At 43.2% G+C, this 10,819-nt stretch carries 11 protein-coding genes, 1 rRNA gene and 1 pseudogene; 6 read left to right on the forward strand and 7 right to left on the reverse strand.

The features are described 5' to 3' along the window. Positions 1 to 29: 29 nt before the first annotated feature. On the reverse strand, positions 30 to 1,070 hold the full coding sequence (queA, locus tag DVO77_RS16745; protein WP_110458855.1) for a tRNA preQ1(34) S-adenosylmethionine ribosyltransferase-isomerase QueA: 1,041 nt from the start codon (positions 1,068 to 1,070) through the stop codon (positions 30 to 32). Positions 1,071 to 1,141: 71 nt separating this feature from the next. Next, the gene (locus DVO77_RS19075; protein WP_162924207.1) at positions 1,142 to 1,303 is read right to left on the reverse strand and encodes a hypothetical protein; all 162 of its coding nucleotides are present in this window, start codon (positions 1,301 to 1,303) and stop codon (positions 1,142 to 1,144) included. 175 nt (positions 1,304 to 1,478) lie between these two features. On the opposite strand from DVO77_RS19075, the gene DVO77_RS16750 reads away from it, so the two are divergent. Next, positions 1,479 to 2,072 carry an acyl carrier protein phosphodiesterase gene (locus tag DVO77_RS16750; protein ID WP_119979094.1) on the forward strand — a complete coding sequence of 198 codons (594 nt, stop codon included), beginning with the start codon at positions 1,479 to 1,481 and terminating at the stop codon, positions 2,070 to 2,072. 11 nt (positions 2,073 to 2,083) lie between these two features. Here the strand turns inward: DVO77_RS16750 and DVO77_RS16755 are convergent, their stop codons facing one another. Both DVO77_RS16755 and DVO77_RS19455 read right to left on the reverse strand, forming a co-directional pair. After that, entirely contained in the window at positions 2,084 to 2,275 is a 192-nt protein-coding gene (locus DVO77_RS16755) for a hypothetical protein (RefSeq protein WP_162924209.1), read from the reverse strand. A 164-nt stretch (positions 2,276 to 2,439) separates the two neighbouring features. Beyond that, a pseudogene (locus DVO77_RS19455) lies at positions 2,440 to 3,298 on the reverse strand (putative selenate ABC transporter substrate-binding protein). A gap of 294 nt (positions 3,299 to 3,592) precedes the next feature. Between DVO77_RS19455 and DVO77_RS16765 the strand changes: the two are divergent. The 4 genes from DVO77_RS16765 to DVO77_RS16780 all read left to right on the forward strand — a co-directional run bounded on the left by DVO77_RS16765 (position 3,593) and on the right by DVO77_RS16780 (position 7,632). Continuing rightward, a complete protein-coding gene (locus DVO77_RS16765) occupies positions 3,593 to 4,267 on the forward strand; it encodes a response regulator (RefSeq protein WP_119979096.1) in 675 nt (224 codons plus the stop codon). Further along, positions 4,258 to 5,607 carry an ATP-binding protein gene (locus DVO77_RS16770; protein ID WP_119979097.1) on the forward strand — a complete coding sequence of 450 codons (1,350 nt, stop codon included), beginning with the start codon at positions 4,258 to 4,260 and terminating at the stop codon, positions 5,605 to 5,607. Before DVO77_RS16765 ends, DVO77_RS16770 begins: the two co-directional genes overlap by 10 nt. A gap of 293 nt (positions 5,608 to 5,900) precedes the next feature. Beyond that, the gene (locus tag DVO77_RS16775) at positions 5,901 to 7,166 is read left to right on the forward strand and encodes an HD-GYP domain-containing protein (protein ID WP_110458851.1); all 1,266 of its coding nucleotides are present in this window, start codon (positions 5,901 to 5,903) and stop codon (positions 7,164 to 7,166) included. Positions 7,167 to 7,302: 136 nt separating this feature from the next. Further along, positions 7,303 to 7,632: a DUF3135 domain-containing protein gene (locus tag DVO77_RS16780; RefSeq protein ID WP_119979098.1), complete on the forward strand. Its 330-nt coding sequence runs from the start codon at positions 7,303 to 7,305 to the stop codon at positions 7,630 to 7,632. Positions 7,633 to 7,822: 190 nt separating this feature from the next. Here DVO77_RS16780 and corA read toward each other — a convergent pair whose 3' ends face one another. Both corA and DVO77_RS16790 read right to left on the reverse strand, forming a co-directional pair. Further along, positions 7,823 to 8,770: a magnesium/cobalt transporter CorA gene (gene corA / locus DVO77_RS16785; protein WP_119979099.1), complete on the reverse strand. Its 948-nt coding sequence runs from the start codon at positions 8,768 to 8,770 to the stop codon at positions 7,823 to 7,825. Positions 8,771 to 8,962: 192 nt separating this feature from the next. After that, complete coding sequence (locus tag DVO77_RS16790; RefSeq protein WP_119979100.1) at positions 8,963 to 9,328, reverse strand: hypothetical protein; 366 nt, start codon at positions 9,326 to 9,328, stop codon at positions 8,963 to 8,965. Positions 9,329 to 9,494: 166 nt separating this feature from the next. Here DVO77_RS16790 and DVO77_RS16795 point away from each other — a divergent pair, with 166 nt between their 5' ends. After that, a complete protein-coding gene (locus DVO77_RS16795; RefSeq protein WP_119979101.1) occupies positions 9,495 to 10,178 on the forward strand; it encodes a YccT family protein in 684 nt (227 codons plus the stop codon). Between the two features lie 222 nt (positions 10,179 to 10,400). On the opposite strand, the gene rrf is transcribed toward DVO77_RS16795, so the two are convergent. Continuing rightward, positions 10,401 to 10,516: ribosomal RNA gene (rrf, locus tag DVO77_RS16800) — 5S ribosomal RNA — on the reverse strand. Positions 10,517 to 10,819 lie beyond the last annotated feature (303 nt).

A 10,819-nucleotide genomic window follows, 5' to 3' on the forward strand; every position in this document is an offset into this window, starting at 1 on the left:
AGTGGGTAGGTATTTTAAAGCAAAATCACTTATGAGTTCGGTTTTTTAGTCACAAACATGGCATCACCATAGCTAAAAAAGCGGTATTTTTGAGCGATCGCGTGCTGATAGGCGTTTTTGACCTCATCGAAACCGGCAAATGCACTAATCAACATAATCAAAGTCGACTCTGGCAGATGAAAATTGGTGACAATGGCATCAACAATTTGAAACTCATAACCTGGATAAATAAAGATATCGGTATCACTGCTAAAAGGCTGCAGTTCACCTTGGCTGGCTTTCGCTGCACTTTCCAGTGAACGTACTGACGTGGTGCCCACGGCTATCACGCGTTTACCCGCCGCTTTGGTGGCCGTGATTTGATCAACCACTTGCTGCGAAACCTCAGCCCACTCCGAATGCATTTTATGTTCGAGAATATTATCCACCCGCACAGGTTGGAAGGTGCCAGCGCCGACATGTAAAGTCACAAAGGCGATATTGACGCCCTTATCCTTTAAAGCCGCAAGCAAAGCATCATCAAAATGCAATCCCGCGGTAGGCGCCGCCACCGCGCCTGGATTTTGATTGTAAACCGTTTGGTAGCGCTCTTTGTCGGCATCTTCGTCTGGGCGATCGATATAAGGCGGTAATGGCATGTGCCCTACCTCTTCGAGCACCTCTAAAATGGTCTTGTCACTGTTAAGCCCAAGCTCAAACAGCGTATCATGACGCGCTATCATGGTCATGTCATAGCCGCCATCGAGGCACACTATGCTACCTGGCTTGGGCGATTTTGAACTGCGAACATGGGCTAAAATGCGTTTGTCGTCGAGCATACGCTCAACCAATATCTCTAATTTGCCGCCAGTTTGCTTTTGACCGAATAGGCGTGCGGGGATCACTCGGGTATTGTTAAACACCATTAGATCGCCTGGATTCACCATCTGTAAAATATCGGTAAACTGTTTATCCGCTATCTCGCCGCTGGCACCATCGAGGGCCAATAGACGCGAACTACTGCGATCGGGCATAGGATACCTAGCGATCAGTTCGTCAGGAAGGTCAAAACAAAAATCGGCAACACGCATAGTTAGTCTCTGTTTAACATAAATCGGCCGCTAGTCTATTGGCAGAAACAGAGAAGATCAAGGCTAACCCACTAGTTAGTGCTTTCATCCTCTTTAACGCTAACTTGGTGAGGTTTGACGTCAAAAAAAGCTTTGCGATAACTATGCTGTTCTATCGGAATATCAACCTGCACGCGTTTACGTTGCGATTGTTCTTTTTTACCTAATAGCTTTGAAAACCAGTTAAACATCATCCATGATCCTTAAAACCGATAATAGTTTATATGAAGGGAAACTCACTGGGCGCACATCCTTAAGTTGCCTATGATTGCATCGTACGCTCACTCTGCATAAAATAAAGGTTCCTTAGCACCGGCGGGCATGATAACGTGAAAACCCTGCTTTAACAAAGAAAATACATCATATCTAATGAACTTTTTGGCTCATCTCCATCTCGCAGACAACAGTAAAACCTCTCTAGGCGCTAACTTGGCAGGTGACTTTGCTAAAGGCAAGATCAGCGATCATCCAAAGCCATTACAACAAGGTATTTGGTTGCACAGACAGATTGCTTCTCTCACCAACAGTCACGAGCTGACCAAAGAGCTTCGCGCCGCGTTTCCGGCGCAACTGCAACGAGCTGCGCCGATATTAATCGATTTAGCCTTCGATCATATGCTGGCTAAATATTGGGATGAGTACCATAACCAATCCTTAAGTCAGTTTGCCGATCACGCCTATACAACACTAGAAGCCACGCCGCATCTGCCACAAAATCTGCTTGATATTATCCCCGCTATGCGCCAGCAGAATTGGCTTGTGGCATACGAAGATCAAGACGGGTTACATCAAGCGATAAACTCGGTTGCCAAGCGCGTATCAAAACCTGATATTTTTGACGGGGCGGTAGACACAGTGATCAAAATGGATATCGACATCGAAATTGCTTTTCGCACTTTTTATCCGCAGTTGATGGCCTATAGCCGTATCTGGACCAGACAGACCCCGAGCGATTATCTTTAACTCACTTAATGTCATCGTCGATACATCTGATTGCCAGCAGTGTGCGCCAAGCCGCCAACAAATACCAAGGCAACGGCAAACCTCCCCTTCAATGACATGGTACCAACCAACAGAACAAATAAGATCAGCTGCATCGCCATAGGCCGCACTAAATTGTCGATGTTGTCCACCCAATGGTTGCCTATAAATGTGAGGATAAACACTGAGGACATCCACTAGACTTTATGTCTGGCAACGCAAGGCTGCCTTACCTTTAAGCTATTGATAAATAGTTTTAAGTAACGTTAACTTATCCGCAGCAGACTCACCCACTATCGCCAGTTTTTCGCTAGGGTGTATCATCAATAGTCATTTATCGAATATCCGTTTATTGCCATAACTTAGCGACAGTTCTTCGATTGTCAGCATGGCCTAAATCTAATAAACCAATGGCAAGTGCCACCGTAGCAATTGCCTCATCATCTTCGTTACCCGCAGTGACAAAAGCTTGCCGAGGAAAACTCGCTAATAAGTCGGGTTGATTCATATTATGTAGCGCCATTTTAACTTTTTGGCCAAAACCTGCGCCATAGGTTTCATCAACTCCAACCCGTAACGTCCACTGATAATCGGGATAACTAGGACTTTCCCAGATGACTCGCGCTTTATCTGTGTCAACTTGCCCATTCTCCACCGCACTTTGCCACACCTTATAATTAACCGCGCCGACTTGATAAGCGCCCGCTTCAACTTGAGCTATAGTCCTAGTGTGATCGTCAGAAAAACCTACCTGCATAAATATATCGGCGGCCTTTTTGCCCAAATTGCGCTCAATATAAAATTGTGGCATCAATCGACCCGATGTAGAACCTTTAGAACCAAAGGTAAATGTGTAACCATTTAAATTAGGAAAAATGATCAGTTGGTATTAATGGCACTGAATGATGGGCAATAAAATAACTTTTAAACGATTGATCTTCAAAGGCTTGGGCAATGGCCTTCGAACTAGGCACTAAGCGTCTAGCTTGTACACCCGACAACCCACCAAACCAAGCTAAGCTAACTGTACTTGATTATTTCTAAAGGCTGTAACCGCAGCCGCAGCCGCATAAGACTTAACCCGGAATATAGTTAACCTTGACCCCAAGCTCAGCTTCTAAATAACGCGCCACCTTGCGAAAACGAGTTTGTCATTGACTCACATCTTCATCAGGAATGGCGGTAAACGTAAAACCCGCCGCCCATATAGTAGGTAAACATCAACACGCTAACAATATAACAACGGCTTTAGTTCATAGCATACCATAGTCCTTTTATTTAATATGGACGCGATTCTACCCATTACCCCCCAATTTCTAGATAATACAACGCTTAGTCGCCAAGGCGATCGATAATATAAAATTAGTCGCTGCAAGTTAAGTCAGCAACGGTTAAGTTAAATGATTATAAACTAATGGCTTTAACGGCTTAGCTCAATTGGCACCAGCAATAGAAGTGGTTACACTAAAATAAGCTCACCCATAAAATTAAGGCATACGCGAATGAGAATTTTGATTGTGGAAGATGACCCGATCTTATCCCATCACCTCAAAGTACAACTGAGTGATTTAGGCAATAATATACAAGTGGCGCTCACTGCCAAGGAGGGGTTTTATCAAGCAACAAATTATCCCATCGATGTGGCCATTGTCGATTTGGGCTTACCCGACCAAGATGGCATTAGTCTTATTCACACCTTAAGACAAGCAGGACTTAAAGCGCCTATCCTTATTCTGACCGCACGGGTGAACTGGCAAGATAAAGTCGAGGGCTTAAATGCAGGCGCCGATGACTATCTGGTTAAACCTTTTCAAAAAGAGGAGTTAGTCGCACGTTTAGATGCGCTCGTTCGCCGCAGTGCTGGCTTTGTTAAACCACAAATAACCAGTGGCCCATTGCTACTGGACCTAGCCGCTAAACAAGTCACTCTCAATGGTGAGCCGATGGAGGTGACCGCATTTGAATATCAAATATTAGAATACCTCATGCGTCATTGTCATGAAGTTGTGGCCAAGCAGCGCCTGCTGGATGTCATCTATGGCGATAAAGAGGGTGACCCGAACACCATTGAAGTGATGGTCAGCCGCCTACGAAAAAAACTTGCCAAGAGCGACTTAGACAACCCTATCGCCACCATCCGTGGCCAAGGCTATAAGTTTAATCTCGTATGCAGTTAAAGTTCAAATTCAAACGCCGCCTGCTGACGCGGTTATTTCTGACCTCACTCTCCATTATTGCTTTAGTAGGCTTTGGCTTAGCTTGGCTGGTCAATATTCTCTATGCCCAAAATAATTATAATGAAGAGACTGCGCAGCTGATCGCAGAGATCCCCAAAGTCGCCGCAGAATTAAAAGAAAACAACCTGATCCCAGATGACAGCCAATGGCTGACAGAAAATAACACCCCGAAGCGTTATATCATCGCCAGTTGTAATGAAGCCTTCACACAGATTTGGACCTCATCATTGGCTGCCGATCGTGGCTTATTCGACACCTGTGAGCGTTTTAACCAAATTAGGACAGACGCCCCACCTTACTATTTAACCTTAGCCGATAATAAAAATTACTTTGTCTATCTGTTGTCAGTCGAAATCGCCAAAAATAAATACAACTTATTGGTGATGAAAGATGCACAGAAATTAGAGCAAGAACTAGATAAATTCAGTCATCGTACTTATTGGCGCCTCGCCATGGTATTGGGTTTAGCATTCGTATTGTTGATCAGTGCAGCTTATTGGGGGATGCGACCATTGGTACGCCTGCGCAACGAGTTGCAACAAGTCAGCAGTGGTAAGGCCAAGGCATTATCCAACGATTATCCGGTTGAACTTGAAGGTGTGACACAAGCACTTAATCAACTGTTGCAGCAATCGAGCGCCCAGCAAGAGCGTTACCAAAATGCGATGAATGACTTAGCCCACAGCCTTAAAACTCGCTTAGCCGCTGTACACGCCATTACCGATGATTCAAGCCTGGATAAAAACAGCGCTAGCGAAAAAATCATGCAGCAAGTTAGCCAAATGGATCTACTGGTAAAATATCAATTAAAACGCGCGATGCTCGGACGAAAAGGGCTGAAACAACAGCAAACTTCAGTTGCTCCATTAGTTGAGCAACTCGCGCAAATGCTATTTAAGGTCTACCGCGATAAACAAGTTAACTTTAGCGCTAATATCCCCCAAGAGCAGGTGTTTCCTGGCGATAAAGGCGATTTAATGGAGCTGTGTGGCAACTTAATGGAGAATGCCTTTAAGATGTGTATCAGCCAAGTGGCGGTCAGTGCCTATTACAGCGACAACGGTGAGTTTGTGTTGATCGTTGAAGATGATGGCCCAGGTGTTGTCGACATTATCCGCCAACGTATTGTCGAGAGAGGCGTACGCGCTGATACACAAAAACCGGGTCAAGGGATCGGCCTCGCGGTCTGTCATGAAATCGTCATCAGCTATAACGGCCATATGGCAATTGAAACATCAGACCTTGAAGGTGCCAAATTTATTATCACCATCCCAATTTAACCGCCTCCAGTCTGGTTGCGTAATACAACTCCCCCCTTCAGTCACAATCGACTATTGTATCTAAAGGGCATGTTGTTACTGCAACAGAGCCCTGTGACCAATCACCACGACCATAGAGTTACAACTTAACTTAATAACACAGCAATTAAGGCCATTTCTCTCTCATCCGTGTGATAACACTCTCTGTTTCTGAATTTTTTGACTATATCTATGCTGACAACTCGCTTAACGAATTGTAAAGCTTGATACTTGATATAAAATACTCAGCCGTATTTAGATAAATTACATATCACATGAGCAAAAGCTGCAAGGTCAATGTTAATCAATTGCAAACAGGCAATTTTGTGAGATTACCTATCTCATGGAAAGAGCACCCTTTCCTGTTTAACTCATTTAAGATAAAACAAAAAACACAAATTGAATTGATTAAAAACTTAGGCATCGAATTTGTATTTGTCGACTTAGAGAAAAGCAGTGTACCGCCATTAAGCAAAGTCGTAATCGAAAAGGTTGACGACGCGGCACCCAATGCAAATCTTGATGTGCTAAGCGCACAGATGAGCGAAAATAAGTTAAATCGAATTGAATACCTGCAAAGGCTCAGACGCGATCTACAAAAAACCGAACAACAGTTCGGCCGCTCAGTCGCCATGATGCGTAGTCTCATTAGCAAATTGCAACTTCGCCCGCTCAACGCCATTAATGATGCACAAGAGCTGGTGAGTGATATGGCAGAACAACTTCTCAACTCAGACAACTTAGTCTTACACCTCATGGCCGATGCTAAAGATGATGACGGCATCTATCATCACTCACTCAATGTGGCCTTACTCTCTATGATGGTTGCGAAGGAGTTAGAGTGGTCTCGAAACGATATAGAAGCAGTAGGCTTAGGTGCATTGTTTCATGACACCGGCAAGCTAAAAGTACCAACCCAATTGATGCGCAAGAAAACCCCGCTGACTCAACCTGAAATGAATTTCATTAAACAGCACCCGACAATGGGTGTAGGGCTATTAAGATTAGCGGATAATTTTCCGAGTAGTGCATTGGATATCGTACGCGATCACCATGAATTACTGGATGGCTCGGGCTATCCACGCGGACTAACAGAGGAAGGAATAGGCCTGCCGACACAGTTGGTCGCAGCGGTTAATCTCTATGATCAACTCTGTCACCCAGATGGACAAATAAAGGCTCGCACCCCTTATGCAGCCTTAGCGCATATATATAAAAACTACAAACAAAAGCTTAATCAAGCTGCCATTGGTAAGTTGATCAAAATGCTCGGTATCTACCCTCCCGGCAGCATAGTTGAACTGTCTAGCGGACAATTTGCCATGGTCATGGCAGTCAATTTAGAGAAAATCTTATTTCCAAGAATTTTAGTTTATGACGCCCAAGTTCCTAAAGATCAAGCTCCTATCGTCGATTTAGAAACCGAAGGTTTAACCATTGTACGTTGTATAGCACCATCGGCATTGCCAGAAAAAATCCATAATTATCTAAGTCCACGAGAAAGGGTAAGCTATTACTTTGGCAACTCAGCTAAACCATAAACTCACAACTGTCCCAGTCCTTGAGATACACCTAAGTCTCAGAGACCACCTTACCTTTATTGACTATCTACTACTAGAATAAAAGCATGATTAGTCCAGTGCTGAGCACTAAATACAAGATAAAGGTTACGCTAATATGGTTGAACTTCCAGATTTTGATAGTTTGCGCTGGCTGGCACAACATGCGCCAGAGCAATTGACTGCGCTGCAACATAATCTAAATCAAGCGCTTATTGATGAAGCTGCGCCCAATACACGTGCGCAGCTTAGATCGATGCAACATCATCTCACCTTACAAATGTCGCGTTGCACTAGCCCTTATGCAAGATGTTTTTTGACATTAAGGTTAATGAATGACAAGTTCATCTCGCTTAATGAACTGATATCGGATCCACAAACCTATCGCGATAATAAAGCCCAAGTGTTGCAATTTAAGCGAATTAAAATGAGTAAAATCAACTCTTAGCCACTAGGGTTAGCCATTAATGTATGGCCAAGGTTATCGTTAACACCATAATCAAGAACACTCAAACAGCGAACAATCCGTTCAACTGATAAAAACAACTTAATTGAGCAAATATGCTTAATTTAGTCATCCCCAAATGAAAAAAAGCTTAATGTTTAACTACCTCACCAGCGGATATAACCGCCACTGGCTATAGCCAGCCCTTACGCTTAAAGAAGAAGTAAGTTGATGCGGCACTTCCAAACATCATCAAAATCGCCATAGGATAACCCCACTGCCAACTCAATTCAGGCATATTGGTAAAGTTCATACCATAAGCACTCGCTATCACGGTCGGCGGCAGAAAAATCACCGCAGCAACTGAGAAGATCTTAATAATCTTATTTTGCTGTAAACCACTAAAGCCCATGGCTGCATCAAGTAAAAAGTTTAACTTATCGAAAATAAATTGACTGTGTGGCATCAGAGACTCGATGTCAGACAACATTTCGCGCAGATCTTTTAAATCATCATCTGTGAGTTTGCCACGATAATAACGTTGTATGTATCTCAATGAGCGCTGAGTATCGAGCAAACTGAGGCGGATTTTACCGTTAGAGTCTTCCTGCAAGGTGATTAATTTAAACACATCGTCGAGTTCGTCACTTTCAAACACTCTATCGCCAACATTTTCGAGAACAGAGTACACATCTTCAATTAAATCAGATAAGTAGTCGACTTTTAAATTGAATAGTTCTAAAAATAACGCTTGTGGGGTTTTAACATCTAACCGGCCCAAACGCAGGTAATTTCGCAGTAAACGAATAAGGCCGACATCGTCTTCACGTAACGTCACCAAAAAATGACTACGAAGGTTAAATGAAATGTTGACACCTTTTACATCTTGTCCAACACGCTGGGGAAATAAAGAGTTGATGTGTAATCCATCTTTGTTTTGATAAAAACGCGCAGAAGCCTCAATCTCGTTAATGTCTTCCTCTTCAGGCAATTCTTCAGATGAATAGCCTCTTAGCCACTCACGTTCGTCATCTTCAGGTTTGAAAAGATCTAGCCATAATGTCCCCTCAGGTACGCTATCTTGTACATTCAATTCAACAATAGATAACTTATTCTCTTCATAGACATAAGCTGTGATCATATGACCTCCTGAAAAAGACACTCTGATGAAAGGTAAGCCACCAAAGCGCAGGGTAAAATAGAGCTTTATTGTACCGAATTAAGTTCAATTGGCTAGTATTTAGGGTAAACCTAGCGACATCTGCGATAGCTTAAATATAAATAATTGCCCAGAGGAGTTATTCCATATCAACTTAATAACAAATAGAGTGTCTTATTTAGCGTCAGTTGGCGCAATAATGATCCGCTCTTGAGTCGACAAACGGATCTTAATACCCTCGACCGTTGTGAACTCATTTTCACTAATATCCCTCTTATGGACTTGATAGATATTAACTTTATTATCTAGTGGCGAAACAATGCTAACACTAACAATCTGCTCTCCATCTTGCCATGTCCAGTACCAATACACGGCACTACCGAACAATGCCAGCACCACAAAACCCATGGCAACATAGCGAAATAACAGTCGCTGGCCAAACTGAGTAGCGGTTTCCGTCTGATCTGAACGCGCCGGTTTGCGAACATAAAATAATGCACCAGCAATAATTAACAAGGTCACCAATATTTTAGTCAGCACAACACTCTCCATCATTAAACCAAGATAAATTATACCCCTAGCGCTGCTAAATTACTGTTATTAATCCCTCACACCAAACAAATTGTTGTCTATGAGTTTAACCGTCATTTTCAAAACCTGACTTAAGTGCTATATAATTGTGGGCTGATCATTATCTGAGTTTTATATGAAAATACCGTATCCTTTACTTTCTAAATTTGGGCTTATCAGCGCGATGTTCATGGCGCCGACAACGCTTGCAGCAATCAGCGTCAGCTTACCCGTGAATACCGAACCCTTGTTATTCAATGCCCAAGAAACTGACGCAACCCGTTTAACGGCAGAAGATGGTCAACAGCAGATAGTGTTCAAATACCTAGCCAACTTCCGCCATCAAGGACAACGCCAACGCTTTATATCGGAAGCTGTCATTGTGACCTTTACGGGGCAAAATGCACAATACAGCATAACTTTACCCAAAATTAATTCTGCTAGTGATGCTGATAGATTTAATCAACGTCCAAGTGTCAGCATCATCGACGACAATGGCCAGCAAGTCGACTACCGTATCGATACCCTAACTAAAGATGGCATCCAAATAGGTCGTAATTACCGGGAAGAAATTAATCAATATAACCTCAGCGCCGCACCTGCAGCCATCAAGAGGCAACCACCAGCTATGGCAACGTATTTAGCCTCGAGCACGACCTCTTTATCAACAACACAGGTTGCTGCAACTGGTAGCCCAGATAATGCAACTCAGATTAATGTTGGTCAAATGCTTGATTTTTGGTATCAACAAGCCGATGAAAAAACACGTCAAGCATTTAAAGCTAAAATCAATGCAGTCGATTCAGAAAAATCCAAATAAAAACTTTCGCTATATGACATCTCAACAGAGATAGTAAGCTAAACCTAGTTACCACATGGATGTGGTGAATATTAAAAGTCAAAAAGAGCATCCTACCTAATTAACATCAAGCTCTGCTTGATGTGTGCAAACGCCTCACCTACTCCCCATGTTTGAGTGGTTAGCTCCAGGCTAAAACGAAAAAAGCCCGTTGCATTAGCAACGGGCTTTATCGTATTAGGCGTCTGGAAATGACCTACTCTCACATGGGGAGACCCCACACTACCATCGGCGCGATTGCGTTTCACTTCTGAGTTCGGGATGGGATCAGGTGGTACCACAATGCTATGGTTTCCAGACAAATTCTTACTGGTTAATTGTCCGTCTGACGGCATTGTTTCCTCGCTACAGTGCTCATGTACTAAAGTACACTCCGCGCTTCGCTCGTTACGGCTTTGTCAGCCAAACAATTACCTGCGTAATTAACCAAATTTGGAAATTTAGAAAGCTGTTTTAAATTGAGTCACACTAAATCAAGTGGCGGTATTCTTTCGCTAAAGTTAACCATTAACTGAAACCCTTTTGGGTTGTATGGTTAAGCCTCACGGGTCATTAGTACAAGTTAGCTCAACGCCTCACAACGCTTACACACCTTGCCTATC

The sequence above is a fragment of the Shewanella algidipiscicola genome (assembly GCF_003605125.1).
GTDB lineage: Bacteria > Pseudomonadota > Gammaproteobacteria > Enterobacterales > Shewanellaceae > Shewanella > Shewanella algidipiscicola.

Coding starts and splice junctions, on each gene's coding strand:
- DVO77_RS19075 (WP_162924207.1), bottom strand. CDS start 1,303: ATGATGTTTAACTGGTTTTCAAAGCTATTAGGTAAAAAAGAACAATCG.
- DVO77_RS16780 (WP_119979098.1), top strand. CDS start 7,303: ATGGTTGAACTTCCAGATTTTGATAGTTTGCGCTGGCTGGCACAACAT.
- DVO77_RS16765 (WP_119979096.1), top strand. CDS start 3,593: ATGAGAATTTTGATTGTGGAAGATGACCCGATCTTATCCCATCACCTC.
- DVO77_RS16795 (WP_119979101.1), top strand. CDS start 9,495: ATGAAAATACCGTATCCTTTACTTTCTAAATTTGGGCTTATCAGCGCG.
- corA (WP_119979099.1), bottom strand. CDS start 8,770: ATGATCACAGCTTATGTCTATGAAGAGAATAAGTTATCTATTGTTGAA.
- DVO77_RS16750 (WP_119979094.1), top strand. CDS start 1,479: ATGAACTTTTTGGCTCATCTCCATCTCGCAGACAACAGTAAAACCTCT.
- DVO77_RS16770 (WP_119979097.1), top strand. CDS start 4,258: ATGCAGTTAAAGTTCAAATTCAAACGCCGCCTGCTGACGCGGTTATTT.
- DVO77_RS16775 (WP_110458851.1), top strand. CDS start 5,901: ATGAGCAAAAGCTGCAAGGTCAATGTTAATCAATTGCAAACAGGCAAT.
- queA (WP_110458855.1), bottom strand. CDS start 1,070: ATGCGTGTTGCCGATTTTTGTTTTGACCTTCCTGACGAACTGATCGCT.